At 59.8% G+C, this 24,122-nt stretch carries 26 protein-coding genes; 15 read left to right on the plus strand and 11 right to left on the minus strand.

Going from position 1 to position 24,122, the window contains the following annotated elements; all coding sequences use genetic code 11:
* The first annotated feature begins 47 nt into the window (after positions 1–47).
* Positions 48–1,373: a glutamate--tRNA ligase gene (gltX, locus tag AC2FND_RS05050; protein WP_496768291.1), complete on the plus strand. Its 1,326-nt coding sequence runs from the start codon at positions 48–50 to the stop codon at positions 1,371–1,373.
* A gap of 47 nt (positions 1,374–1,420) precedes the next feature.
* Here gltX and AC2FND_RS05055 read toward each other — a convergent pair whose 3' ends face one another.
* The gene (locus AC2FND_RS05055; protein ID WP_496768293.1) at positions 1,421–1,990 is read right to left on the minus strand and encodes a gamma-glutamylcyclotransferase family protein; all 570 of its coding nucleotides are present in this window, start codon (positions 1,988–1,990) and stop codon (positions 1,421–1,423) included.
* 93 nt (positions 1,991–2,083) lie between these two features.
* Between AC2FND_RS05055 and AC2FND_RS05060 the strand changes: the two genes are divergently transcribed.
* A complete protein-coding gene (locus AC2FND_RS05060) occupies positions 2,084–2,530 on the plus strand; it encodes an RrF2 family transcriptional regulator (protein ID WP_209598591.1) in 447 nt (148 codons plus the stop codon).
* A 2-nt stretch (positions 2,531–2,532) separates the two neighbouring features.
* Here AC2FND_RS05060 and AC2FND_RS05065 read toward each other — a convergent pair whose 3' ends face one another.
* Together AC2FND_RS05065 and AC2FND_RS05070 are read right to left on the minus strand one after the other, a co-directional pair.
* Positions 2,533–5,061, minus strand: a complete 2,529-nt coding sequence (locus AC2FND_RS05065; RefSeq protein ID WP_496768295.1) for an ABC transporter permease — start codon at positions 5,059–5,061, stop codon at positions 2,533–2,535.
* On the minus strand, positions 5,058–5,753 hold the full coding sequence (locus AC2FND_RS05070) for an ABC transporter ATP-binding protein (RefSeq protein WP_496768297.1): 696 nt from the start codon (positions 5,751–5,753) through the stop codon (positions 5,058–5,060). Before AC2FND_RS05070 ends, AC2FND_RS05065 begins: the two co-directional genes overlap by 4 nt.
* Before the next feature lie 66 nt (positions 5,754–5,819).
* Between AC2FND_RS05070 and AC2FND_RS05075 the strand changes: the two genes are divergently transcribed.
* Positions 5,820–6,446 (plus strand): arylesterase, encoded by a 627-nt coding sequence (locus AC2FND_RS05075; protein ID WP_209598762.1) that lies wholly within the window; start codon positions 5,820–5,822, stop codon positions 6,444–6,446.
* Between the two features lie 18 nt (positions 6,447–6,464).
* Here AC2FND_RS05075 and AC2FND_RS05080 read toward each other — a convergent pair whose 3' ends face one another.
* Complete coding sequence (locus tag AC2FND_RS05080; RefSeq protein ID WP_209506382.1) at positions 6,465–7,019, minus strand: L,D-transpeptidase; 555 nt, start codon at positions 7,017–7,019, stop codon at positions 6,465–6,467.
* A 169-nt stretch (positions 7,020–7,188) separates the two neighbouring features.
* Positions 7,189–7,395, minus strand: coding sequence for a cold-shock protein (locus tag AC2FND_RS05085; RefSeq protein WP_209506380.1), 207 nt, complete (start codon positions 7,393–7,395; stop codon positions 7,189–7,191).
* Positions 7,396–7,914: 519 nt separating this feature from the next.
* On the opposite strand from AC2FND_RS05085, the gene AC2FND_RS05090 reads away from it, so the two are divergent.
* The 3 genes from AC2FND_RS05090 to AC2FND_RS05100 all read left to right on the plus strand — a co-directional run bounded on the left by AC2FND_RS05090 (position 7,915) and on the right by AC2FND_RS05100 (position 9,838).
* A complete protein-coding gene (locus AC2FND_RS05090) occupies positions 7,915–8,352 on the plus strand; it encodes a hypothetical protein (RefSeq protein WP_496768299.1) in 438 nt (145 codons plus the stop codon).
* Between the two features lie 134 nt (positions 8,353–8,486).
* Complete coding sequence (locus AC2FND_RS05095) at positions 8,487–9,086, plus strand: REP-associated tyrosine transposase (RefSeq protein ID WP_496768301.1); 600 nt, start codon at positions 8,487–8,489, stop codon at positions 9,084–9,086.
* Positions 9,087–9,346: 260 nt separating this feature from the next.
* Positions 9,347–9,838 (plus strand): hypothetical protein, encoded by a 492-nt coding sequence (locus AC2FND_RS05100; protein ID WP_496768303.1) that lies wholly within the window; start codon positions 9,347–9,349, stop codon positions 9,836–9,838.
* A 40-nt stretch (positions 9,839–9,878) separates the two neighbouring features.
* Here the strand turns inward: AC2FND_RS05100 and ettA are convergent, their stop codons facing one another.
* Positions 9,879–11,546 carry an energy-dependent translational throttle protein EttA gene (gene ettA / locus AC2FND_RS05105; RefSeq protein WP_010442471.1) on the minus strand — a complete coding sequence of 556 codons (1,668 nt, stop codon included), beginning with the start codon at positions 11,544–11,546 and terminating at the stop codon, positions 9,879–9,881.
* A gap of 137 nt (positions 11,547–11,683) precedes the next feature.
* On the opposite strand from ettA, the gene AC2FND_RS05110 reads away from it, so the two are divergent.
* The 3 genes from AC2FND_RS05110 (at position 11,684) to dacB (ending at position 14,352) form a co-directional block, all read left to right on the plus strand.
* Positions 11,684–12,154: an MOSC domain-containing protein gene (locus AC2FND_RS05110; RefSeq protein ID WP_496768304.1), complete on the plus strand. Its 471-nt coding sequence runs from the start codon at positions 11,684–11,686 to the stop codon at positions 12,152–12,154.
* Positions 12,155–12,186: 32 nt separating this feature from the next.
* Positions 12,187–12,807, plus strand: a complete 621-nt coding sequence (locus AC2FND_RS05115) for a nicotinate-nucleotide adenylyltransferase (RefSeq protein ID WP_496768306.1) — start codon at positions 12,187–12,189, stop codon at positions 12,805–12,807.
* Positions 12,808–12,873: 66 nt separating this feature from the next.
* Positions 12,874–14,352: a D-alanyl-D-alanine carboxypeptidase/D-alanyl-D-alanine endopeptidase gene (dacB, locus tag AC2FND_RS05120; protein ID WP_496768308.1), complete on the plus strand. Its 1,479-nt coding sequence runs from the start codon at positions 12,874–12,876 to the stop codon at positions 14,350–14,352.
* A 26-nt stretch (positions 14,353–14,378) separates the two neighbouring features.
* On the opposite strand, the gene AC2FND_RS05125 is transcribed toward dacB, so the two are convergent.
* The 3 genes from AC2FND_RS05125 to AC2FND_RS05135 form a co-directional block, all read right to left on the minus strand.
* Positions 14,379–14,801 carry a tellurite resistance TerB family protein gene (locus AC2FND_RS05125; RefSeq protein ID WP_209598583.1) on the minus strand — a complete coding sequence of 141 codons (423 nt, stop codon included), beginning with the start codon at positions 14,799–14,801 and terminating at the stop codon, positions 14,379–14,381.
* Between the two features lie 102 nt (positions 14,802–14,903).
* Entirely contained in the window at positions 14,904–15,278 is a 375-nt protein-coding gene (locus tag AC2FND_RS05130; protein ID WP_496768310.1) for an EamA family transporter, read from the minus strand.
* Positions 15,275–16,012 carry a class I SAM-dependent methyltransferase gene (locus AC2FND_RS05135; protein ID WP_496768312.1) on the minus strand — a complete coding sequence of 246 codons (738 nt, stop codon included), beginning with the start codon at positions 16,010–16,012 and terminating at the stop codon, positions 15,275–15,277. Before AC2FND_RS05135 ends, AC2FND_RS05130 begins: the two co-directional genes overlap by 4 nt.
* A gap of 388 nt (positions 16,013–16,400) precedes the next feature.
* On the opposite strand from AC2FND_RS05135, the gene AC2FND_RS05140 reads away from it, so the two are divergent.
* From AC2FND_RS05140 to AC2FND_RS05165, 6 genes are all read left to right on the plus strand, one after another.
* Positions 16,401–17,975, plus strand: coding sequence for a lysine--tRNA ligase (locus AC2FND_RS05140; protein ID WP_480919877.1), 1,575 nt, complete (start codon positions 16,401–16,403; stop codon positions 17,973–17,975).
* Positions 17,976–18,023: 48 nt separating this feature from the next.
* Positions 18,024–18,425 carry a DUF4864 domain-containing protein gene (locus tag AC2FND_RS05145; RefSeq protein WP_496768314.1) on the plus strand — a complete coding sequence of 134 codons (402 nt, stop codon included), beginning with the start codon at positions 18,024–18,026 and terminating at the stop codon, positions 18,423–18,425.
* 138 nt (positions 18,426–18,563) lie between these two features.
* The gene (locus tag AC2FND_RS05150; protein ID WP_496768316.1) at positions 18,564–20,852 is read left to right on the plus strand and encodes a glycosyl hydrolase family 28-related protein; all 2,289 of its coding nucleotides are present in this window, start codon (positions 18,564–18,566) and stop codon (positions 20,850–20,852) included.
* A 141-nt stretch (positions 20,853–20,993) separates the two neighbouring features.
* Complete coding sequence (locus AC2FND_RS05155) at positions 20,994–21,320, plus strand: antibiotic biosynthesis monooxygenase family protein (protein ID WP_209507893.1); 327 nt, start codon at positions 20,994–20,996, stop codon at positions 21,318–21,320.
* A gap of 64 nt (positions 21,321–21,384) precedes the next feature.
* Positions 21,385–21,792 carry a universal stress protein gene (locus AC2FND_RS05160; protein ID WP_209507891.1) on the plus strand — a complete coding sequence of 136 codons (408 nt, stop codon included), beginning with the start codon at positions 21,385–21,387 and terminating at the stop codon, positions 21,790–21,792.
* 132 nt (positions 21,793–21,924) lie between these two features.
* Positions 21,925–22,353, plus strand: a complete 429-nt coding sequence (locus AC2FND_RS05165) for an excalibur calcium-binding domain-containing protein (protein ID WP_496768319.1) — start codon at positions 21,925–21,927, stop codon at positions 22,351–22,353.
* Between the two features lie 21 nt (positions 22,354–22,374).
* Here AC2FND_RS05165 and AC2FND_RS05170 read toward each other — a convergent pair whose 3' ends face one another.
* Together AC2FND_RS05170 and AC2FND_RS05175 are read right to left on the minus strand one after the other, a co-directional pair.
* Positions 22,375–23,082 carry an ORF6N domain-containing protein gene (locus AC2FND_RS05170; RefSeq protein ID WP_496768321.1) on the minus strand — a complete coding sequence of 236 codons (708 nt, stop codon included), beginning with the start codon at positions 23,080–23,082 and terminating at the stop codon, positions 22,375–22,377.
* A 111-nt stretch (positions 23,083–23,193) separates the two neighbouring features.
* Positions 23,194–23,985, minus strand: a complete 792-nt coding sequence (locus AC2FND_RS05175) for a formate/nitrite transporter family protein (protein ID WP_496768323.1) — start codon at positions 23,983–23,985, stop codon at positions 23,194–23,196.
* Positions 23,986–24,122: the final 137 nt, after the last annotated feature.

Consider the following 24,122-nt stretch of genomic DNA (forward strand, 5'->3'; position numbering starts at 1 on the left):
ACAAAAACGCGCCCATGTGACAAGAGCCGCGCCAACAGGAGACACCCATGACAACCACCCGTTTTGCCCCGTCGCCCACCGGTTACATCCATGTGGGCAACCTGCGCACCGCCCTGATGAACTATCTGATCGCCCGCAAAGCAGGCGGTACGTTCATCCTGCGCATCGATGACACCGACCCCGAACGCTCGAAAGAGGAATATGTCGATGCCATCAAACAGGATCTTGAATGGCTGGGTTTGCACTGGGATCGAGTCGAGCGTCAATCCGAGCGTTTGGACCGCTACGCCGAAGCGGCTGACAAGTTGCGCGCGATGGGGCGGTTCTATGAAGCGTTTGAGACACCGACCGAGCTGGACCTGAAGCGCAAGAAACAGCTGAATATGGGCAAGCCGCCGGTTTATGACCGTGCCGCGCTGAACCTGTCGGATGCCGAGAAGGATGCGCTGCGGCCCGAACGTGGCAACGGTGTCTGGCGTTTCAAGCTGGATCACGAACGGATCGAGTGGACCGACGGTATTTTGGGCGACATCTCGATCGATGCGGCCTCGGTTTCTGATCCGGTGCTGATCCGTGGTGATGGGCAGGTTCTTTATACGATCGCTTCGGTGGTGGACGACACTGAAATGGGCGTGACTGATGTCGTGCGCGGCTCGGACCACGTGACCAACACTGCGACCCAGATTCAGATCATCAAGGCACTGGGCGGGGATTGCCCGCGCTTTGCGCATCACTCGCTGCTGACCGGCCCGCAGGGCGAAGCTCTGTCGAAACGCCTGGGTACGCTGGCCCTGCGCGATCTGCGCGAACAGGGCGTGCAACCGATGGCACTGCTGAGCCTTATGGCGCGTCTGGGTTCGTCCGATCCGGTCGAACTGCGCTCGGAAATGGCCGAGTTGATCGACGGCTTTGACGTGAGCCGGTTTGGTGCCGCGCCGACCAAGTTCGACGTGCAGGACCTGTTCCCGCTGACCGCGAAATACCTGCAATCGCTGCCGCTGGCGAATGTGGCCGATGCTGTCGCGGATGCCGGGGTGCCTGCTGAGTTGGCCGAGCCGTTCTGGGCCATGGCGCGGGAAAACATTACCACTTTAGCCGACCTCAAAGGGTGGTGGGACCTGTGCCGTGATGGTGCCGAGCCGTTGGTTGCGGATGAAGATCGCGAATTCATCGCTAAAGCCATGTCGCTGCTGCCCGAAGGCCCGTTTGATGGCGACACCTGGGGGGCCTGGACCAATGCCGTGAAAGAGGCAACAGGCCGCAAGGGGAAAGGTCTGTTCATGCCGCTGCGCAAGGCGTTGACCGGTGCAGAGCGTGGCCCGGAAATGGCTGCGTTGCTGCCGTTGCTGCAGGTGATCCGCGCGCGCGGGTAAACCGCTACTATTCCAGAAAAAAGGGTCGTGCCCAGGCGCGACCCTTTTTATGCCAGCTGCTCAATCCGGGCCGACAGTCTGGTCAGGCGGTCATCGACAAAATCACGCTCAGCAGGTTTGAGTTGCTGGTGGCGCGGATAGCGCGGTTCGGCGCGATCATTCAAGATCGGGGCGTTCCAGCCGGTTGTCGTCTCAAAGAAACGATCCGCGCCGTCTTCTCCGAACGCCCGCAAGTAACCCTGAACAACAACATCGATGTAGCTGAGTAGCAGGGGGTGGTGATTGCTGGGCTCGTTATGCCGATCCTGCGGGACGGTGTAGACCGCAATTTCAACTTCATGTGTCAGTGGATGTGAAATCGAATGCGTCGCAGGAATTCGGTCGTACGCCCATTCCCGTTCATCCAGCGCAGCCCAGTCGTTCCTTGGGACATGCGCGATCATTCCCTCAATTTCAGACTCCGGGTCCGGGACAGCCGTCAGGAACGCGACCGGGCGCAGATCAGTGTGTCGCCATGCACGTTTCCAACCCTTAAGCTTTGCCGGGCGGGGGTCGGGGAAATCATGTGTGGCGAGGTTCACAAGGCTTCCATAGCCAAAGAAATAGGGGTCGGCCATGCGAGAGGTGTCCTTTGGGTCGATTGATGTATGTCAAACCGCTTTTTTCCGCGACATGCAATAAGGCTTCATCTTTTATTCAGGGAGGCCCTCATGCGGATTACCAAACGGACGAATATCGCTGTGCGCCTGTTGATGTATTGCGCCGCACACCCAGACCGGCTGGTCACCAAAGCCGAGATCGCCGAAGTCTGCAACATCTCGGAAAACCATCTGGCTCAGGTGATCAACCAGTTAAGCCAGTTGAATTACCTGAGCACTCAGCGCGGCCGCAACGGCGGTATGTCGTTGGCGCGACCGGCAAGCCAAATCCGGATCGGCGCGGTGTTTCGGCATGTCGAAGGGGCCTTGCCCATCGCCGAGTGTTTTGCGGATGCGGATAACACCTGTCCTTTGACCGATGCCTGTAGGCTGCGGCTGGCATTGCAGGATGCGGCGGAGGTTTTCTATGCATCTCTGGACGAAGTGTCGTTGGATGCGCTGGTTTGTGACAACGACCCGTTGCTGAAGCTGTTGCAGCCCGTGGCCTGCATACGCTGATCTTAGTCGCTGGCCCGCAAAATGCGGGCTGGCCGGACAGAGAGAGGGCGCAGCGCGAATGCGAAACCTGCGCAGAGCGTGACGCCGATACCGGCCAGAACAATGCCAAAGGCCGAAGACCAGATCACGGTAAAACCTGTGTCGAAGATGTACGTGGCCACAGCCCAGCCGCCCAGGATGCCGACCAGCAAGGCGACGCAGCCCGCCGCAGCGCCCAGCAAGACCGAGCGCAGCCCAAAACTGCGCAGGATGCGGCTACGGTCAGCCCCCAACGTCTTGAGGATTGCCGCCTCGTATCTGCGGGCGGGTTCACCGGCGGCTGCCGCCCCGATCAGAACCAGAAATCCGGTCAATAACGACACGCCCGCGCCATACGAGGTTGCGGCGGCGATCCCTGCCAATAGGCCCGAAACACGGTCAATGGCGTCGCGCACACGGATGGCCGTGATGTTGGGGAACTGGCCCGCAAGATCTCGCAGAATGGCGGCCTCAGCCTGTTCTTCTGCATATGCCGTCGCAATAAAGCTGTGTGGTGCGCCCGCCAGCGCCGACGGGTTCATCGACATGACAAAACCCATACCCGCTGTGGAAAAATCCACCTCTCGGGTTGAGGTCAGCTCTGCGGTGATATCCCGCCCCAGGATGTTGACAGTTATCTGATCGCCGAGTTTCAGACCCATCTCTTCGGCTTCTTCGGCTGCAAAGCTGATCTGTGGTGCGCCAGAATAATCCTCGGCCCACCATTCCCCCGCTGTCACCCGTGCATTTGCCGGGGGTCGGGCTGAATAGGTGACGCCGCGATCTCCCTCCAGTACCCAATGGTCACCGGCCACCTCACGAGCGGGGCGGCCATTTATCTGGGTGATGATGCCCCGCAGCATTGGTGCGCTTTCAATGCGGCTGACAGCAGGATCGGTTTGCAGCCGTTCGGTAAAACCGGGCATCTGGTCTTTTTGAATATCGACAAAGAAGTATGAAGGCGCCACTTCCGGCAGATTGCCGGAGATCGCATTGCGCAGCGTTCCGTCAATCTGCCCAACCGCCGCCAGCACTGACAAACCCAGGCCAAGCGACAAAACCACCGACCCCGCGCCTTCACGCGGATCAGAGATGGCGGACAAGGCCCATCGCAGGGCAGGGCGGCCCCGCGCCAAAGGTGTTCCGACCCGCGCCAGATTGCGAATGGCATAGGCTGCGAGCGCCAGCAAGATCAGTGCGCCCGCAAGTCCGCCACTGGTCCACAGGGTTAGGCGAGTAGAGCCGCTGAACCAGGACGCAATCACGATCAGGGACGCCAATCCAATCCCGGTTGCCACGACATAAATCGCGCGTGGGATGGGACGAGCCGCACTCAGTGCATCGCGAAACAGAGTTGCGGCGCGCACATCTTCGGTTCTGGCCAGCGGCCAGAGTGTGAACAGAAACGCTGTCAGCAGGCCATAAAGTGCGGCCTCGATCAGCGGTCGCGGATAGAGCGAGAACACCGCCGGAACCGGCAACCGGTATTCCAGCAGCGGCGCCAGCAAAAGCGGAGCCACCCCACCCAGTACCAGTCCAATTACAATGCCAGTCAGGGACAGCACCCCGATCTGAATCATGTAAGTTTGAAAAATGGTGGAGCGATCCGCGCCCAATGTCCGCAATGTCGCAATGGTTTCCGTTTTCTGGCTCAGATAGGCCCGTACGGCGGCGGACACACCGATGCCACCGACGGCAAGCCCCGACAACCCGACAAGGACCAGAAAGGCACTCAGGCGGTTGACGAATTCCGATATGCCCGGCGCGCCGTTGCGCGCGTCGCTCCAGCGCATCCCCGAGCCTTCAAGCGCCGCGCTGGCACGTGCGGCCACCTCCGACAGGTTCGCGTCTTGGGGCAAGGTCAGCCGGTACCTGGTCGAAAAAAGCGTTCCGGGCTCCAGCAGGCCAGATGCCTGCAACGCTTCGGTACGCACCATTGTACGAGGCCCCAAGGCAAAACCAGCCGCGGCGCTGTCGGGTTCATTCCGAAGTGCGGCCATCAGAATGAACTCTTGCGTGCCTAGCGCGAAGTGATCACCGACCGACAAACCAAGCCGGTCGATCAGAACGGGTTCCATGACGGCACCGGGCAATCCGGCCCTGCCGTTCAGGGCGTCGTCCAGCGTGATGCCCGGCTCCAGCTTGACCGATCCGACCAGCGGATAAGCCTTATCCACGGATTTGACCTGGGTTAGTGCACGTTCGGGTCCTGCCGCTCGGGGCACAACCGCCATCGAACGGAAATCGACAATCTCGGACACCTGCTCGGATGCCTGTCGCATCCAGAGGCGCTCGGCCTCAGTGGCAAAACGATAGGTGAACTCAAGCTCGGCATCGCCGCCCAACAGTGATGCGCCTTCGCGGGTCAGCCCGGTCTGAATCGCCTGACGCACCGATCCGACGGCGGCGATGGCTGCGACGCCCAACGCCAGACAGGCCAGAAAGATGCGAAACCCGCGCAGGCCCCCGCGCAGCTCTCGACGGGCCAGCCGCGCGGCTAGCCGAAGGCTCATTCTGCGGCCTCCTGACGGGTCTCGTCGGCAATCCTGCCGTCGCGCAGCCGGATCACCCGGTCACATCGTTCAGCCAGCGAACGGCTGTGTGTTACAAGAACCAGCGTCGCATCATATTTGCTCCGAAGCCCGAACAGCAGATCGACAATCGCGGCACCGTTTGTTTCGTCCAGATTCCCGGTCGGTTCATCCGCCAGCAAGATCTTGGGGCGCGGTGCCGATGCACGGGCCAAAGCAACTCGTTGCTGCTCGCCACCCGACAATTGCGCCGGGTAATGATCGCGACGATGCGATAACCCCACGGCATTCAGTTCAGTCTCGGCCCGGTCGAACGCATCTTTGTGCCCTGCCAGTTCCAGCGGTGTCGCCACGTTTTCCAGCGCAGTCATCGTCGGGATCAGGTGGAAATTCTGAAACACGACGCCCATGTTGTCGCGCCGAAACCGCGCCAGGGCGTCCTCGTCCACGCTTGTCAAATTCTGATCCAAGGCCAAGATTTGACCGCTTGTTGCCTGTTCCAATCCACCCATCAGCATCAACAATGACGATTTTCCCGACCCCGATGGCCCGATCAGCCCCAGCGTTTCCCCCCTGTTCACGTTCAACGTAATGTCATGCAAAATATCGACCCGCCCGGCATTGCCATCCAGCGATAAAGCGGCATTTTGAAGAGCGAGAACAGCAGGCGTCATGGGTCTTCCCGATAAAGGAGAGGTTTTTTGGGATATGGAGTGATCACCGTATTGCGCAAGGTTTTGATGACAAGCCCATTTGTGTTCTGCGGTTTTGCGGCCACAGCCGATCAGGTGGCGATTGCAGCCCTTGGGGACTCGCTGACACAGGGCTACGGGTTGGTGGAAGAGAATGGGTTTGTTCCCCAGCTTGACCGTTGGTTGCAGGCGCAGGGCGCAGAAGTTCGCGTTATCAACGCCGGTGTCTCGGGCGATACAACGGCGGGGGGTGCCGCGCGGGTGGAATGGACCCTGACACCCGATGTGGACGGAATGATTGTTGCCTTAGGCGGGAACGACGTGTTGCGCGGGATCGATCCTGCTGTTTCGCAAGCCAATCTGCGCAAGATCCTTGAGGTTGCACGAAAAGCGCAGGTTCGTGTTTTGTTGATCGGAATGCAGGCGCCGGGCAACTACGGAGCTGAATACAAACAGGCGTTCGATGGCATGTACCCCGCACTGGCGCAGGAGTTTGAAGTTCTGTTTTTCAGTAGTTTCTTCGAGGGGCTTGCAGCGGAGGATGATCCCGCAGCCGTATCGCAATACATGCAATCGGACGGCATTCATCCAAATGCGGCAGGGGTGGCGAAGATCGTCGACGCAATGGGTCCGTCCGTGTTGCAACTCGTGACGCAGGCGGGCGGGGAAGGTTAGCCATCCCCGTGATAGCGATCAGACGACCGTAACAACCGTTCCGATGGGGACCCGGTTATACAGATCGATTACATGTTCATTCAGCATCCGAATGCACCCGTTTGACACCGCCCTGCCTATGGTTTGTGGCTGTGTCGTGCCGTGGATTCGGAAATAGGTATCGACACCGTTCTGGAACAAATACATCGCACGCGCGCCGAGGGGATTATCCCCACCTCCCGGCTGCACATAGTCATTGTCCTTGAATTTTGCGTAGGCCACCGGATCGCGCTGGATCATCTCTTGGGTCGGGCGCCAGGTCGGCCATTCCTTTTTCACATCGATGGTAGCGGTGCCGGTGAATTCCAGACCTGCCTTGCCGACGCCGCAGCCATAGCGGATCGCTTTGCGTGGTTCGGTGACATAGTAAAGATAGAATGAACGGGGGGCGACCAGCAGCTGCCCGGGCAGGAACTGCTTTTTGATGCGCACGAACTGCGGTGTCGGATCATACTCGACCGCTTTCTTGGCGCTGGCAATGCCCGGCAGCAGCGTGGCCGCTGTTCCGGCCAGAAAAACTCGGCGTGTAAACATCGAAACCCTCATCAATTGACCAATGAAACCTAAGAGCCAGTTTCATCATGATATGTTATTTGGTCAATTCTGGGGCAAGCATCACGCATCCGTGATGTGATCAATCGGCCACCTGAAGCGGCAGGGGTTGAACAAAAGGGTGAGGGATTTTCCTCACCCTTTCAACAGCTTATGCAAGTTGGATGTTGTCGGCGCTTTCGCGGCCGTCACGACCCGAACGCAGTTCGTACGTGACTTTCTGGTTGTCGGCCAGACCGGTGAGGCCCGAGCGTTCGACGGACGAGATGTGGACGAAGATGTCCTTGCCGCCATCTTCGGGCGCGATAAAGCCGTAGCCTTTGGTGGTGTTGAACCATTTTACGGTGCCTGCTGGCATATCCGTGTCTCCTGTTTGGTGCTGCCCACGGAGTTGCGGCAGCCTGGCGTCGTAGGTCTGGATCGATAGACTGAGCGCCGTAGAAGGAGACAGTAGGTCGAAATAGAAAAACGTTAGCACCCTGCATATGGCATTGAGGCAAGCCGGTGGCAAGAGTGGTTTGTACGGATTGTACAGGGGCCAGAGGGCAGAAAACCCAATTTGTACAAGAATCCGCTGACGGGTTTGACACCGTTTGATGGCATCCCGGGTGCTCTGATCACCCTGTCTGTTGATACGCGACGGTAGTGAAAAACCCGGACCCACACTTTTCCGGTCGGCCATGCGGAGCGGTCACCACGTGCCATGCCTGCGCGGGAGAGTGACACTTTCTGGTTCCAGGCACGTGGTCAGGACCAGTGTCATTCTGGCCGGTTGAGCGGGGGGTCTTCTCACAACTGACGGTTATTATTCATCAATCACTATGTTTGGAAAATCTGCGATCCGGTGCTATACTTTCAGGCAGCCGTGGGGGCGGATATGAAAGTTGTCTGTACGATAACCTTGTTGTGCTGGGCCGGAGCCGCGCAGGCCCTGACTGTTCCATATGGGACAGAGGGTTCGATGCCGGGGGCGCGTGAAGGCGGGCTCAAATTCTACAACATGCTCGAGTTTGAACACGAGATGAAGGCACCGGTCTTCGCGAAAGAGAATCCGCGCCGTAATGAAAGACGTCGTCGTCTTGTCGAGCTTGGAGGACCCAAGCGTTTGCCCGAGATTCTGGCTGAACGGACGGAGGTCGTGGAAGAATCAGGGCCCGAGTTCTGCGAGCTGTGGTGCAATGAGCCCGGGTCAGAAGAAACGCCGGTGGGCGTGAACGTCTCGGCCGTGCCGCTTCCGGCCAGTTGGCTGCTGCTGGTTGGGGCGCTGACAGGGCTGTTCGGTGTCGGACGGCTGCGCGGCAACCGGTTCGGGTAAGCGCTGCACCTGCAATCATCCTTGAATGCTGTGATATGTGACGCCGAAGGTTGGTGGGCCTGCCGACCTGCGATGGTTGCCTGAAAAGGTGCGTGTTAACCACTTGGTAGTCATACCTGCGCCACCTTGCGCGCATGAGTGACTATCGCCGCGTCCGCATTCCCGGAGCCAGATATTTCTTTACGGTTTCGCTGGCCGACCGGTCGTCAGACCTGTTGATCCGCGAGGTCGCACATCTGCGCGCGGCTTTTGCCGAAGCGCAGCGGGAGCGTCCGTTTTGGTGTGATGCGTTTGTGGTGTTGCCCGATCACCTGCACGCGGTGTGGTCCTTGCCGCCGGGGGATGCGGATTATTCCACGCGGTGGGGTGCGATCAAAGCGCGGTTCACCATGCGCGTGAACAAGACAAACCGTAGGCCGGGCTTCTGCCCGGCACCGATACCGACAGTTCTGCCCGTTGTGACCTTTGGCAGATATGCCGGGCTGAAGCCCGGCCTACGGGCCAACAAACGCGAAGGGGCGGTTTGGCAGCGTCGGTTTTGGGAGCATACCATTCGGGACGAACGGGATTATCGTAATCATATGGCGTATTGTTGGGGGAACCCGGTCAAGCACGGGTTGGTGGCCCGCCCGACCGATTGGCCGTATTCGTCGATCCATCGCGATATCCGTGCGGGCCGGGTTGATCCGGAATGGAGCGGCGGTGTGACGGGCGGCGCGTTCGGAGAACCGTGACACAAAGAACACCCCCCGTAGGCCGGGCTTCAGCCCGGCATCCACCATCCCCCTCAGAGCGATTGAAGGGTTTTGAGGCCATTCATCGGCGGATTTTGGTAAAGGTGTGGGTGTGTTGAGGGGTGCCGGGCTGAAGCCCGGCCTACAAGATTGTACATGATGGAAGTAAATACACATCCTAGACATTCTGTTTCAGATCATTGAAATTGTTAGAAGAATTTCCATATCTTATGTTCGTAAATATGTATACGAGGTGTTTAATGAACAGAGGGAAGTGGTCACAAGCTGGTGTGCCCAAGAAGGGTTGGATTTGTTCAGATATTGAAGATTTGGGCGAACCAAGTGAAACCTGCCAGATGTGCGAATCTCAAGAGATTCGATTTGTTCACTACATGTCTCACAAAGACTATCCAAACGTCTTAGCATGCGGGTGTGACTGTGCAGGGCACATGGAGGGAAGCTTGGCGCGATCAAATGAACGCGACAAAGCAATGCGAAACGCATCAAAACGACGTCAAAATTTTCCTTCATTAAAATCATGGACGCATTCCCAAAAAGGAAACCCTACTATTCTGAAAGAAGGGATGCGAGTTACGGTCTTTCGAAAAGGCAGCAAGTATAAGTTTGTCATCAAGCATCCGCACTTACCGGAGGGAAAATTCGGACGAAAAGCTTTTGTCTCTGAAAGAGAAGCAAAACTAGCATCCTTTGATGCTATGATTTGGTTACAGCAAAATTGGCGCCAGCTATAAATAAAGGGTTGAGGAGTTACCTCCACAACCCTTGAGGGTGTCACCGCGCAAACTTCTTATGCTTCAGCCGCTTGGGCTCCAGCGCATCAGGCCCCAACCGGCGCTTCTTATCCTCTTCGTAATCCTCGAAGTTGCCCTCGAACCATTCCACATGGGCATCGCCCTCAAAGGCCAGAATATGCGTGCAGATCCGATCGAGGAAAAAGCGGTCGTGTGAGATCACAACAGCGCAGCCGGCGAAATCGACCAGCGCGTCTTCCAGTGCGCGCAGGGTTTCGACGTCGAGGTCGTTGGTGGGTTCGTCCAGCAGCAGGACGTTGCCGCCCTCTTTCAGCAGGCGGGCCATGTGGACGCGGTTGCGTTCACCGCCAGAGAGCAGCGAGACCTTTTTCTGCTGGTCGCCGCCCTTGAAGTTGAAGGACGAGCAATAGGCGCGGGAATTGACCTGCGCGTCGCCCAGTTGGATAATCTCGGCGCCGCCGGTGATCGCCTCCCACACTGTGTCGTTGTCTTTCAGGTCGTCGCGGGACTGGTCGACATAAGACAGCTCGACCGTGTCGCCCAGCGTGATGGTGCCGCTGTCGGGCTGTTCCTGACCGGTGAGCATCTTGAACAGCGTCGATTTACCGGCACCGTTGGGGCCGATGACGCCGACGATGCCGCCGGGGGGCAGGGCGAAATCCAGCCCTTCGATCAGTTGCTTGTCGCCCATGTGTTTCGACAGGCCCTCGACCTCGATCACCTTGCCGCCAAGGCGCTGGCCGTTGGGGATGACGATCTGCGCGCGGGTCAGCTTTTCACGTTCGGACTGTTCGGCCAGCTCGTTATAGGCGTTGATCCGGGCCTTGGATTTGGCCTGACGGGCCTTCTGGCCCTGACGCATCCATTCCAGTTCACGCTGCAGGGTCTTCTGCTTGGACTTGTCCTCGCGGGCTTCCTGCTCCAGCCGTTTGGCCTTTTGTTCCAGCCATGCGGAATAGTTGCCCTCGTAAGGAATGCCGCGGCCGCGGTCGAGTTCGAGGATCCAGCCGGTGATGTCGTCCAGGAAGTAACGGTCGTGGGTGACGATCAGGATGGTGCCCTTGTAGTCGATCAGGTGCTGTTGCAGCCAGGCGATGGTTTCGGCGTCCAGGTGGTTGGTCGGTTCGTCCAGGAGCAGCATGTCGGGCGCTTCGAGCAGCAGCTTGCAGAGCGCCACGCGGCGTTTCTCACCACCTGAGAGGTTGGCGATGTTGGCATCGTCCGGCGGGCAGCGCAGCGCCTCCATGCTGACGTCGATCTGGCTGTCGAGGTCCCAGAGGTTTTCCGCGTCGATCGCGTCCTGCAGGGTGGTCATTTCCTCCATCAGCTCGTCCGAGTAATTCTCGGCGATCTCCATGGCGATCTCGTTGAAGCGGTCGACCTTGGCCTTTTTCGCAGCCACGCCCAGCATCACGTTTTCGCGGACGGTGAGCGATTCATCCAATTGCGGTTCCTGCGGCAGGTAACCGACCTTGGCACCCTCGGCCGCCCAAGCCTCGCCAGTGAAATCGGTGTCGAGGCCGGCCATGATCTTCATCAGCGTCGATTTACCGGCACCGTTGACGCCGACAACACCGATTTTCACACCGGGCAGAAAGCTGAGGTGGATATTTTCAAAGCACTTCTTGCCACCGGGATAGGTCTTGGAGACACCCTGCATGTGGTAGACATATTGATAGGCGGCCATGTCGCGTCCTCTGGGTCGGGAATTTGGGTTGAAACGCTGGATATCCGAGCGGGGCGGGCGGGGCAAGCTGGTGGTTTTGTGAATTTCGTCCCGTATCTGCATGGGCTAGGTTTGCCGGGCTGTATGAGGGGCATGAAGTGGTGGCACTGGCGGAACTGATATCAGGCTGGGCGCAGCCAGGACGTGTCGAATGGATTGGCGTCAGGCCCGAGCGGCGGGTTGGGGTGGAGGTTGTGAGGGAGGCGGTGGTCTCGGCCGATGGGCTGGAAGGCGACCGGGGCCGTGCGGGCAAGCGGGCGGTTTCTTTGATCCAGCGGGAGCATCTGTCGGCGATTGGGTCTTATCTGGGGCAGGGACCCGTGGCCCCGGAAACCCTGCGGCGCAATCTGGTGGTTTCGGGGATCAATCTTGCCGCGCTCAAGGGGCGCGAGGTGCAGGTGGGCGAGGCTGTTTTGCGCTTTACCGTGATCTGTGCGCCGTGCAGCCGGATGGAAGAGGCGCTGGGCAAGGGCGGCTATTCTGCTGTGCGGGGGCATGGGGGATGGTGTGCCGAAGTTGTCAGGCCGGGGCGGGTTGCGCTGGGCGACGCCGTGCAACCGATTGATTGACAACGCGGCCCGGTTCTGAACATCAGCAGGTTATGGAGCGATACGACATCCCATACGCGCGGCCCGGGCAGGTCGTTGGGCTGTTCGGCGGGTCATTCGATCCGCCGCATCGGGGCCATGTGCATGTAACGCGTGAGGCGATGAAGGCCTTTGGTCTGGATCGGGTGTGGTGGCTGGTGTCACCCGGCAATCCGTTGAAAGAGCGGGGGCCTGCGCCGATCGCGCGGCGGATGGCGGCGGCGCGGCAGGTGATGCAGCATCCGAAGGTGGATGTGACGGATATCGAGGCGCTGGTCGGCACGCGGGCGACGGCGGACACTCTGACAGCGCTCAGGCGGCTTTACCCGCAGGTGCGGTTTGTCTGGCTGATGGGCGCGGATAATCTGGCGCAGTTTCATCGCTGGAAAGACTGGCGGCTGATCATGGACACTGTGCCGGTGGGCGTGGTGGCGCGGCCGGGCGAGCGGATCTCGGCCCGGATGTCGCCTGCGGCGCGGGTTTATGCGAGGTACCGGATCGACGGGCAGGCGCGGCATCTTTTGGGGCAGGCACTGGCCCCGGCGTGGTGTTTCGTGAACGTGCCGATGATCGATGTCAGTTCGACCCAACTCCGGACGCGCGGCGAATGGGGCGCAGAAGTGTTGCCGGAATAGCCCCAACGGGCGCATAATCTAACACAGTGGTTGTGTGCTTTTGATCTGTGGGATTTTAATTCGGCTATGGCTGGTCGTTTTTCACGTCGTTTGTTTCTGGGGGGATTGGGGGCGTCCCTGATCCCGGCAGCGGGCCTTGCGCAGGCGCCGCTTGTATCGCTGAGGCCGCAGGCGCGTGGGGTCATATTAAGCGGTGCCGAGCGATTGGTGGCCGCAGCAGGCCTGAAAGGCGAGGTTGTGTTTGCGGTTGCGGATGTGGCGACCGGGGCGCAGCTGGAAGTGTTTGGCGAGGGCGCAAGTCTGCCCCCGGCCAGCGTTGGAAAGGCAATGACCGCGCTTTATGCGCTGGATGTTCTGGGGCCGGAACACCGGTTCGAGACTCGCCTGGTGGCGGATGGCCGGATCGAGAAGGGCGTTCTGCACGGCGATTTGATTCTGGTTGGGGGCGGCGACCCGCTGCTGGATACGGATGCGCTGGCCGCGATGGCGGCCAATTTGCGCGAGGCCGGGATTATCGAAGTGCGCGGCGCGTTCAAGGTTTATGACGGGGCGTTGCCTTATGTGTTCAGCATCGATCCCGAACAGCCGGATCATGTGGGCTATAGCCCGGCTGTCAGCGGCATTTCCCTGAACTTCAACCGCGTCCATTTCGAATGGAAACGCGCAGGGAGTGGCTATGACATAACCATGGATGCCCGCAGCGCGCGTTATGTGCCTGCGGTGGATGTCTCGGCCATGCGGGTCGAGGATCGCAGCCTGCCGATCTATACCTATCAGGCAAGCGCGCGGCAGGATCGCTGGACCGTGGCCAAGGGCGCGTTGGGCAATGGTGGGGCCCGCTGGTTGCCGGTGCGCAAGCCCGCTTTGTACGCGGGCGATGTGTTTCGCACCTTGGCGCGGTCGAACGGGATCGTTTTGAAGCGTGTTCAGGTGACACGCCAGAGCGTGCAGGGTGTCGATCTTGTAGTGCATCGCAGCGACAGATTGGATCATATCCTGCGCGGGATGCTGAAATACTCGACCAACCTGACGGCCGAGATGGTCGGGCTGGCCGCGACCAGGGCGCGCGGTGTTGACCCGCACACCCTGGCGGAATCAGCAGCCGAGATGAACCGGTGGGCGGCCAGTCGTTTCGGCGTGACCGGGATCGCCATGGTTGATCATTCTGGTCTGAGCGATGCCTCGCGCATGGTACCGGCGGATTTGGTTGCGGCCCTTGTTGCAACACAGAGATCGGGGATGTTGCGACCCCTGATGAAACCTTTTGCACTGACCGACCGGAACGGGCGGCCCGTCAAGAACCACCCAATCAAGGTTGATGCCAAGACAGGGACATTGAATTTTGTATCCGGGTTGGGTGGGTTCCTGACAACTGCGGACGGGGTCGATCTGGCGTTCGCGATTTTTACCGCTGATGTGGATCATCGCGCAACGATCCCACGCGCGCAGCGTGAACGCCCGGACGGCGCACGCAGTTGGAACAGCAGATCACGGAAATTGCAGCGCGCCTTGCTGGAGCGCTGGGGGTCACTTTACGGAAGCTGAAACCTGAAACCGGCCTGAAGCAGGCGTCAGACAGTATGGCGCGCCCGGGCCCCGCGCTCGATCGCGGCCGCGTGCAGGCGGTCGATGTCCAGCTCGTACCGGATTTCTTCCAGCAGGCGCAGTTCGGATTCGGCCAGCGTTCCGTCAGCGGCAGCGACGTCACAGGCCAGGGCATAGGCGGTTTCGTTCAGGCGTTCGGGCAGGTTGTCCCGGATCAGGCCAAACAGCGCATCCAGCCCGTCTTCCTGTTCGAACAGGTCAAACACGACCTGCGACACGTGGCGCATCCGGTCGATGTCGTACCCGGCGAAGACCGGCAACATGTTCACGGCGACCTCGATCTTGACCAGCTCGGCGGTTCGGATGGTTTCGTCGGAGGCCGAGATCGCAACCATGATCGCCACAAGGCAATCCTGTGGGGACATCGGGTGGGGAACTTGCTCGGTCATTCGGGGCATCCTGCTTGGGGTTCGTCAATGGCGCAGGATAGAAGGGGGGCAGGGCAGGTTCAACATCTTGTTTTGCCCCAACTGTGCGGCAGGTTGAACCGGTCAGGTGTTCATCACCGCCATACCGCTGAGCAAAAGGCCCGCCCCGATCCAATAGCGCAGCCCCAGCGTTTCACCGAAGAACAGCCACGAGGCGAGGGGGACCAGTACGAAACTGAGGGCCATGAACGGATAGGCCTGCGACAGCGGCACATGCCTGAGGACGTAAATCCAGAGTATCGTCGCCGTGCCGTAAATCGCCAGCGCGACGAGCAGGAAAGGGTCGAGCAGGGTCTGCAACAGCCCCATCGCGCCGCTCGCGGTGCGGCCGTCGATCCGCCCGCCGGCGAGTTTGAACAATACCTGTCCGACCGAAATCATGACAGGTGTGAGAAGCAGCCCGGTCCAGATCAGCGCTGTGGGTGCGGTTGCGCTCATGCAGCCTGATCCTTGAGGGGCTTTTCGGTGGGTTCCTCGGCCGGGCGATCCTCGCAGTAATAGATGTCACGCCCGATATCCTCGCAGGTGTGAAACCTGGGGCTAGGATGCACGGCGCGCAGAAAGCTGTGGGTGTAGGGAAAGAAATTGAAATGCGGGTTGAAGCTGTAGCGATATTCCCGTTCGCGCGGGACCACGATGATGACCCGCTTGCGTGCGACCCGGCGCAATTCAGCGATGGCGCGGCGGTAATCCAGAAGATGTTCGATCACATGGGTGCAGATGACCGTGTCGAAACTGTTGTCCTCAAAAGGCAGGTCCTCGATCCGGGCGGCAACATATTTGATGTTTTCGATGGCTTCGGCGTCATCGACAACGAAATCGACACCGGTCATGGCCGTGATGTCCGGGCGCAGGGAGCGGATGCGTTGTAGCAGGGCCCCGGTGCCGCAGCCGACGTCGCAGATGCTGTCGCCAACAATGTCGCTGGCGATCCGGCCGATGCAGGCGTCGGAATTGTCGGTTCCGTCATGTACGCGCGGGTGTTCCCGGTAGAGCGTTTCGTATTCTTCGTCCGTCAGAAAAGGCGCGCGTTCGCGGAACGCCGCCAGCCGGGTAATGTGTTCCCCCCAGACACGGCGCGCCAGCCAGTGAAAGGCGGCGCTGTCGCGCAGGATCGGCGGGACGATATCCTCGAGCACAAAGCGGATCAGGTTGGTGGTTTCGCGTCGCATCTCGTTTCCTTTGGTCCGGGGAGGTTTCCCGGCGTCTTTCCATCGTAGCACCGCAGTGCAAACACGCGAAATAACCGGGTCAGGTCAAAGCCTGTCGCCCGTGTCTTTTATGTTTCGCGCGCCAAACCCACCCCATGAGTGTGGCTGGAGTAAGGCCCGCGGATGGAAAAACCGGTGCGGGATGGTGGACGCAGGGGGCGTGGACCAGAGGCTGAGGGCGGGCAGAACAGTCAATTAGCGGCAAAACCCCGTGACAAGGCGGTTTTCCAGGGTTCCGGGCGGTGAAAACACTGGTGCTTTATTGACTCATGCTGCACTGGCACAATAGGAGGGGCCGGTCGGGTTGCGTGGTGCAGCCGCGACCGTTTCCCCAATGGAGCACATTGAAATGTCTGAACTGCGCGAAACCGCGATGTCGTCCAAGGCCTGGCCCTTTGAAGAGGCGCGCCGGTTGCTCAAACGCTATCAGAAAGGTTCTCCGGAAAAGGGGTATGTGCTGTTTGAAACCGGATACGGCCCGTCGGGCCTGCCGCATATCGGCACGTTCGGCGAGGTGGCGCGGACCACGATGGTCAAGCGCGCCTTTGAGGCGCTGTCGGATATCCCGACCAAGCTGATCTGTTTTTCGGACGATCTGGACGGGATGCGCAAGGTTCCCAGCAACGTGCCGAACCCCGAGGCGTTGGAAGAGCATTTGCAGCGCCCGCTGACCTCGGTTCCTGATCCGTTTGGCGAGTATGACAGCTTTGGCGAGCATAACAACGCGATGCTGCGCCGGTTCCTTGATACCTTCGGGTTCGAATATGAGTTCTATTCGGCGCGTGATTTCTATCGCTCGGGCCAGTTCGACGAGATCCTGAAGCGTGCCGTCGAGAAATATGACGACGTGATGGCCATCATGCTGAAAAGCCTGCGGGAAGAACGCCAGCAGACCTATTCGATCTTCCTGCCGATCCACCCGGAAACCGGGCGGGTTCTGTATGTGCCGATGAAAAAGGTCTGCGCCGAGACCTATACCGTCACCTTCGATGATGAAGACGGCAAGGAATGGACCGTTCCCGTCACCGGCGGCAACGTGAAGCTGCAATGGAAGCCGGATTTCGGGGCGCGCTGGGCGGCACTGGGCGTTGATTTCGAGATGTACGGCAAGGAACACGCGACCAACGAAAAAATCTATGACGGGATCTGCCGGGCCTTGGGTGGCCGCGCGCCCGAGCATTTCAGCTATGAGCTGTTTCTGGACGAGAATGGACAGAAGATTTCGAAATCGTCGGGCAATGGTGTCTCGATTGACGAATGGCTGACCTATGCGCCGACCGAGTCGCTGGCTTATTTCATGTACCAAAAGCCCAAGACGGCCAAGCGGATGCATTTCGACGTGATCCCGAAAGCCTATGATGAGTATCATCAGCAGCTGCGCGCCTATCCGGGGCAGGACCTGAAGGCGCAGTTGAACAACCCGGTCTGGCATATCCACGGCGGCGACGTGCCGGAATCGACCCTGATCGTTCCCTTTGCGATGCTGCTGAATCTGGCATCGGTTTCCGGTGCCGAAGACAAAGAGGCGCTGTGGGGCTTTATCCGCCGCTATGCGCCCGAGGCAACGGCAGAGAGCCACCCCGATCTGGACAAGGCGGCCGGTTTCGCCGTGCGGTACTTCAACGATTTCGTCAAGCCGACGCGCAAGCATCGCGCGCCGACGGATCAGGAGCGCGAGGCGCTGGAAGCGCTGAAGGCGGCGCTTGAGGCATATGATGGCCCGACCGAGGATGAAGCGTTGCAATCGGTGGTCTATGCCATCGGCCGCGAGCGGTTTGATCCGATGAAAGGGTGGTTCTCGGCGCTTTATGAGGTGCTGCTGGGAGCCTCGCAAGGGCCGCGTTTCGGGGGCTTTATCGCGCTTTACGGCGTGCCCGAGACCATCGCGCTGATCGACAAGGCACTGGCCGGAGAGCTGGTCTGATTTGACCTGAACCGGCATGGGGCTATCCTTGGAACAGGAGGTGGCCCCATGCGTCGACTACTGCTTGCATTATCCCTGAGCGCCGGGCTGGCGTCGGGCGCATTTGCGCAGAGTGCCGAGATCGAGGCCAATATCGCGGCACAGATACAGGCCTTCCGGGCGGATGACTTTGCGACCGCCTTCACCTTTGCCAGCCCCAGCATCCAGCGTCTGTTCCGAAACCCCGACAATTTCGGCGCGATGGTGCGCAATGGCTATCCCATGGTCTGGCGCCCCGCCGATCTGCGTTTTCTGGAACTGCGCGAGGTCGATGGCGCGCTGTGGCAGAAGGTGATGATTACGGACGGTAACGGGCGGGTGCATCTTCTGGACTATCAGATGATCCCGCTGACGGAAGGCTGGAAGATCAACGGGGTGCAACTGTTGGGTGCCGCCGACCCTGCGGCCTGAGGCAACACCACCGTCACGGTGAGATGAGCCGTGGTTAATTCCTTTTCGATATCCAGACTGTCGCGTTCGGGGCGGACCTGAACACGGGGTTTGAACGCGTCGCCGGATTTGCGCGGCGCGATTGGGAAAGGGTTTTCAATGAACAAGGCAATCACCGACGGCATCGTGTTCATGCCGCCTCAATTCGCGAATGGTCTGACCGTCTGGTCTGCGGGGGACGGAACGCCCGGATCGCCCACATATGGCGGGTCCGGCACGGGCGTGTTTGTTCCGGCGGATGCGGATTTTGCCGGTTGTCTTGAGATCCTGAAGGTCAACACAACGCAGCAATTGCGTTACATGGGGCAGACGCCGATCCTGCCCGGTTGCTATTTGCAGATCAAAGCCCGGGTCAAGGCGATCAGTGGACCGTTGCCGTCGGTGCGCATCGCAGCCTGGGCCGGTGGCGCGGGCGATGCGCATGTGGCCGGTGTTGTGGAGCAGGGTCCGGCCACCCAGCTGTCGGGCTATGGCACGGTTCACGAGATCACCGCGATTGTCGGAACCGGCCAGCGCGCGGGCGTGGACATGCCCTGGGGGCTGGCTGCCCTTTACGGGCATTTCGGCCTGGATATCGAAGGGGCCAACGGCGCGCTGGTGCGTGTCGATGATCTTGAGATCACCGATGTCACCGGGGTTTTTCTGCGCGAGATGATCAGCCTGGTCGATGTGCGCGACTTTGGTGCCGTTGGTGACGGTGTGACGGATGACTCGGTTGCGTTTGAGGCGGCGGATCAGGCCGCCGGTGGCCGCCGGGTCTTTGTTCCGCAAGGCAGCTATCACCTTGCGGAGAACACCAGCATCGATGCGGAAATTGAATTCGAAGGCACCGTCACCATGCCGGATGACAAGATGCTGTTGCTGACCAAGGATTTCCATCTGCCCGCATATATTGAGGCGTTTGGAGATGAGGAGCTGGCCTTCAAGAAGGCGTTTCAGGCTCTGCTGAACAATTCGGATCATGACTCGCTGGATCTGGGCGGGCGCAAGATTTCCGTTTCCGCGCCGATCGACATGGCCGCTGCGGTTCCCAACAAGCAAAGCGGCTTTTCCACGCGGCGCGTGATCCGTAACGGGCAGTTCGATGTCAAAAGCGGTACCGCCTGGGACACCGAAACCTTCACCTCTGTCGCCACCTATGACCCGTCGGACAAGACACGCCTGACCAATGTCGCCAATGTGGCCAATATTCCCGTGGGATCTCTGGTTGAGGGCAGTGGTGTCGGGCGCGAGGTTTATGTGCGCTCGAAAAACATAGGTGCCGGTGAGATAACCCTGAGTGCACCCATCTATGACGCCGCCGGTACCCAGACCTTTACCTTTCAGTCGTTCAAATACCTGCTGGATTTCAGCGGTTTCGATACGTTGCGGAAATTCGGCATGGAACAGATCGAGTTTCAGTGCAACAGCCGGTGCAGCGGTATTCGTCTCGCGGCCTCGGGCAGCACATTTTCGTTGAAGGACTGTTTTATCAGTCGCCCCAAGGATCGGGGACTGACCTCGACCGCGACGGGGTGCAAGGGGCTGCTGATCGACAATTGCCAGTTCCTGTCCTCAGAAGAAGCGCTTGACGTGACGGATCGGAATTCCATCGGGCTGAACACCAACTCGAACGACGTGAAGCTGCGTCACAATCGGGCGGTGCGGTTCAAGCATTTTGCCGTTCTGGGCGGCGGCACCAACTTGGTTCTGGGCAACCATTTCTTCCAGGGCGATGGCATCCCGCAAGGGGTTCGCACCGCAGGGCTGATCATGATCGGCACCTACAACACCTCGACCATTGCCGAGAACTATGTCGACAACTGCTTTATCGAATGGACCAATGAACGCGATGCGGCACCCACCTATACCAGTGGATTCTCGTTCAGTTCGATGAGCATCACGGACAATATCTTTTTCTCAAGCGATGCACCGGCCTGGTTCAGTTATATCATCATCCGCCCCTATGGCGCTGGCCATTACCTGAATGGCGTGACGGTAACTGGCAACAAGTTCCGCGCCACCAGCGGTTCGATTGAGCGGGCGGAACGGGTCGATACGTCTTTTGCCGATCTGGACAATAACAGGCATTCGAACGTGACCTACGAGAACAACACCTATCACGGGATTGGCAAGAGATCCTCGAACCCGCTGCGCGTCCGCAGCCAGCAGAACTCGGTTGCGAATATCTGGGCGGTTTCGGCAAACGGAGAATTGCCATTTGGCGGCAGGGCGCGTGGCTGCGACGGGGTCACTGCCATCGGGTCGCTGACCGGGGTGTTCAACAACCTTGTCTATTCGGCCCCTCATGTTTTGACCGAACAAGGGGTCAGTGGCGACAGTCTTATTCTGCGCTGGCCGGATCACCTAAAAGGCGAAGTCTCGGTCACAATGCGAATGGAGCGTTGAAACAGCGGCTGGCCGCCCATTCCGGGGTGGCCAGCCGCCTGACAAACGGGCGCAGAAAAGCGCTGATTGGCGCATCGGCAAGGAAATAGGCGACGTTTCAATCTGATGTGCTAGGCTTGGGTAAAGAAATGGAGAATCCCGATGCCGAAAATCGCCAAAAACGCCAGTGTTCAGACAGTTATCACCACGTTTGAAATGACGCCCGGCACCTGTCAGGACCTTTTGGAAGCGCTGACCGACGCCTATTCCGAGTTCATCTCGAAGCAGCCCGGCTTTGTTTCTGCGGGGCTTCATGTGAATGATGCGCAAACCCGGATTGCCAACTATTCGCAATGGCAACGTCGCGAGGATTTCCTGGCCATGCTGCGGACCCCCGAGATGCGCGACCGCAACCGCAAGATCAACGAGCTGTGCAAGAGCTTTGAGCCGGTCATGTATGACGTTGCAGAGACATTTGGCTCTACCTGACCTGAATCAAAGCCTGCGGTGCATGTCTGTTTCAAAGTAAGTCTGCAAAACGGAGGCGCATGCTATGTATCACAACATTCTCGTTCCGATCTCTTTCGATGCTGAAAGAGATACGTCCGGGCCGTTGAAACTGGCCCGGGTTCTGGCCACGCCGGACGCGCAGGTCACATTGCTGCATGTGGTTGAGCATATTCCGAATTATGCAATCTCGTACATGCCGGCGGAATATCTGTCCGAGGCCCGAAAGGCGATTCAGTCAGAGCTTGATACGCTGGCGTCGCAATTGCCGAATGCCACGGGCGTGGTGGTCGAAGGGCATTCCGGCCGGACCATTCTGGATTGGGCCGAGGCGCATCACCCGGACCTGATCATCGTGGCCTCGCACCGGCCGGGGATGCAGGATCTGCTGCTGGGGTCAACCGCGTCCCATATCGTACGCCACGCCCCTTGCGCGGTACATGTGGTCCGGTAACGGTCGGACATCATCGGCAGTAAGCAAAATTGTGCCTGTGCGGGCGGTGGTTTTGGGCCGGGCCAGATTTTTTGAACCCGGTGGAACTGTGTTGCCTCGGCTTTGCCACATATTGCCCTTATGGGTCGGGGCATGTTGTTCAAGAAACCCTCGCAGGAAGCACCTGATCTGAACCCGCGCTCGGCCAAACGGCATCTGCGCGCCGAGGCGGCGCGGCGGCAGGCGCTGTCCCCGCTGCGGATACTGATCATGGTTCTGCTGCTGCCGCTGACGACCGCGCTGATTGCCACGGGCGTATTTCTGCGCACCTCGGGCTATGAGCGGGACGAGGCGGTGATCCACCTGATCGCGCTGGCGGGGTGTGATGCGACACAAGCCATGGGGATCGGTCCGTTCCGCGCTGGGCAGCCGGGATATCATGAGCGCAACGACCCGGATGGTGACGGGGTGGCCTGCGGGTATGCCGAGCTGGAGCAGCCACGCGCGACCACCGTGCAGGCGCAGGACCAGCCAAAGCCGCGCGAACGGTCGGTGGGAAGCGCCAAGTTCGTGCGCCCCTGATTTTCGGGGGGCGGGAAGGGGCTAGCCTTTCATCGCCTGTAGCAATTCCAACAACCCTTTGCGGTCGTCGTCACTGGCATAATCGCCGGTGGCCAGCCGTTCGGCGATACGCAGGCGCAGGCGTTCCTGTTGAGTGCGGACCTCTTCCCCGGCGGTTTCGGCCAGCGTCTTCATGATCACTGCCACGGCCTGTTGACGCTTGGTGGTGGGGTTGGCGATATAATCAACAAGGCTCTGCTGGCCGGAATCGAGGATGTTTTCGGCCAGATCGCGCAGTTGGTCACCATTGGGCAGCAGCGGGGCGGGTGCATCCTCGGGCGGCAGGATTTCCGGCACACTGCGCGGAACCTCGGCCAGAGCGTTCGCACCATCGACAAAGGCTTCGGTGATCATCCGCGTGATCTTGATCGCGCGCGGGTCCTTGAACAGAGCCGAGGCGATGGCCACGCCGTAATCGGTATAGACCCACGGATTGACCCGCCGCCCGCCGCGGCCTTTGGGTTTTGAGATCACATTCTGTGATTGCAAATCAGCGACCTCGGCATCGGTCAGCTGAAAGCGGTAGCCCTCGAACAGGTCGGTGTTGCGCGACACCGCCTGATTAAACGCACTGACGGATTTTCCGTAGAACTGCGCCAGATCCTCGGCCAGCACCACACGGGTGCCGCGCACCCTGTGAATTGCGCTTTGCACCTCATGCGCGCTGGGCAGGTTTTTCGGGTTCGTCATGGCAGCCGTTTGGAATCACAATTTGTGATTTCAAACGTGGAGGAGGGTGGAGCGGGGTGCAAGTTTGAAATGCCGGGGTTTGCCGCGTCCCCGATCAAATGGTCGGCGTGTTCATTGGGGTATCTTGCGCAGATAGGCAAAGCGATAGGCAAGCGCGACGCCGCCTGCGCCGCCGACAATATTGCCGATCGTGACCCAGAACAGGTTGCCCATGGCCGCGCCCAAACCGAAATCGGCACCGGCAAGCGCGCCCTGCGGCAGCAGGTACATGTTGGCGACCGAATGTTCGAGCCCCAAGAGGACAAACGCCGCTATGGGCCAGAGTACCGCCATGATCTTGCCCGCCGCTGTTCTGGCCGCGAAGCTCAGCCAGACGGCAAGGCAGACCAACGCGTTGCACAGAACGCCGCGCGCAAACGCCTGGGTGGCAGAGAGGTCGGCCTTGCCATTTGCGATTGCTGATGCGGTGGTCCCCATGGGCCCGTCCAGCAAGCCGGTTGCAGCGAAGGCCAGAGCCAGCGCGATGGCCCCGACCAAATTCCCAAGGTACACGAGGCCCCAGTTGCGCAGCAGGGCGCGCGGCGAGATTTTCCGATCCACCGCCGCGATGGTCATCAGGGCGTTTCCGGTGAACAGCTCGGCTCCGCCGACGATCACAAGGATCAGGCCCAGCGAGAACACGATGCCACCCAGAAACCGGGCCGGTCCAAACCCCGGGTCAACGCCGGTCATGACCATAGTATAGGCGGCCCCACCGAAGCCGATGAACACGCCTGCGAGTATCGCCAGAGTCAGCGTCTGACCGACCGTGAGACGTGCCTTGGCCACACCTGCGGTTTCAACCAACTCGGCGATCTGGGCTGGTTTATAGGCGTCAATTCCGGTTGGATTCCGTGTTTCCATGGGACCCACTTTGCCTAGGTATTCGTGGTGCGGCATTGATTGGGATCAAGCATCCGTCGGTGCAAAAACAACCGCACTGGGGGCGAGGCTGCAACCTTGAAGGGACAGCCGCCCGGATGCAGTGCGGTGTGTGGTTG

It is taken from the genome of Ruegeria sp. BHSB056 (assembly GCF_059613305.1).

Coding starts and splice junctions, on each gene's coding strand:
- AC2FND_RS05135 (WP_496768312.1), bottom strand. CDS start 16,012: ATGCGACGCGAAACCACCAACCTGATCCGCTTTGTGCTCGAGGATATC.
- AC2FND_RS05165 (WP_496768319.1), top strand. CDS start 21,925: ATGTTGTTCAAGAAACCCTCGCAGGAAGCACCTGATCTGAACCCGCGC.
- ettA (WP_010442471.1), bottom strand. CDS start 11,546: ATGGCCGCCTATCAATATGTCTACCACATGCAGGGTGTCTCCAAGACC.
- AC2FND_RS05075 (WP_209598762.1), top strand. CDS start 5,820: ATGACAAGCCCATTTGTGTTCTGCGGTTTTGCGGCCACAGCCGATCAG.
- AC2FND_RS05125 (WP_209598583.1), bottom strand. CDS start 14,801: ATGACCGAGCAAGTTCCCCACCCGATGTCCCCACAGGATTGCCTTGTG.
- AC2FND_RS05095 (WP_496768301.1), top strand. CDS start 8,487: ATGAGTGACTATCGCCGCGTCCGCATTCCCGGAGCCAGATATTTCTTT.
- AC2FND_RS05140 (WP_480919877.1), top strand. CDS start 16,401: ATGTCTGAACTGCGCGAAACCGCGATGTCGTCCAAGGCCTGGCCCTTT.
- gltX (WP_496768291.1), top strand. CDS start 48: ATGACAACCACCCGTTTTGCCCCGTCGCCCACCGGTTACATCCATGTG.
- AC2FND_RS05060 (WP_209598591.1), top strand. CDS start 2,084: ATGCGGATTACCAAACGGACGAATATCGCTGTGCGCCTGTTGATGTAT.
- AC2FND_RS05090 (WP_496768299.1), top strand. CDS start 7,915: ATGAAAGTTGTCTGTACGATAACCTTGTTGTGCTGGGCCGGAGCCGCG.
- AC2FND_RS05155 (WP_209507893.1), top strand. CDS start 20,994: ATGCCGAAAATCGCCAAAAACGCCAGTGTTCAGACAGTTATCACCACG.
- AC2FND_RS05115 (WP_496768306.1), top strand. CDS start 12,187: ATGGAGCGATACGACATCCCATACGCGCGGCCCGGGCAGGTCGTTGGG.
- AC2FND_RS05080 (WP_209506382.1), bottom strand. CDS start 7,019: ATGTTTACACGCCGAGTTTTTCTGGCCGGAACAGCGGCCACGCTGCTG.
- AC2FND_RS05070 (WP_496768297.1), bottom strand. CDS start 5,753: ATGACGCCTGCTGTTCTCGCTCTTCAAAATGCCGCTTTATCGCTGGAT.
- AC2FND_RS05055 (WP_496768293.1), bottom strand. CDS start 1,990: ATGGCCGACCCCTATTTCTTTGGCTATGGAAGCCTTGTGAACCTCGCC.
- AC2FND_RS05130 (WP_496768310.1), bottom strand. CDS start 15,278: ATGAGCGCAACCGCACCCACAGCGCTGATCTGGACCGGGCTGCTTCTC.
- AC2FND_RS05145 (WP_496768314.1), top strand. CDS start 18,024: ATGCGTCGACTACTGCTTGCATTATCCCTGAGCGCCGGGCTGGCGTCG.
- AC2FND_RS05085 (WP_209506380.1), bottom strand. CDS start 7,395: ATGCCAGCAGGCACCGTAAAATGGTTCAACACCACCAAAGGCTACGGC.
- AC2FND_RS05100 (WP_496768303.1), top strand. CDS start 9,347: ATGAACAGAGGGAAGTGGTCACAAGCTGGTGTGCCCAAGAAGGGTTGG.
- AC2FND_RS05160 (WP_209507891.1), top strand. CDS start 21,385: ATGTATCACAACATTCTCGTTCCGATCTCTTTCGATGCTGAAAGAGAT.
- AC2FND_RS05170 (WP_496768321.1), bottom strand. CDS start 23,082: ATGACGAACCCGAAAAACCTGCCCAGCGCGCATGAGGTGCAAAGCGCA.
- AC2FND_RS05175 (WP_496768323.1), bottom strand. CDS start 23,985: ATGGAAACACGGAATCCAACCGGAATTGACGCCTATAAACCAGCCCAG.
- dacB (WP_496768308.1), top strand. CDS start 12,874: ATGGCTGGTCGTTTTTCACGTCGTTTGTTTCTGGGGGGATTGGGGGCG.
- AC2FND_RS05150 (WP_496768316.1), top strand. CDS start 18,564: ATGAACAAGGCAATCACCGACGGCATCGTGTTCATGCCGCCTCAATTC.
- AC2FND_RS05065 (WP_496768295.1), bottom strand. CDS start 5,061: ATGAGCCTTCGGCTAGCCGCGCGGCTGGCCCGTCGAGAGCTGCGCGGG.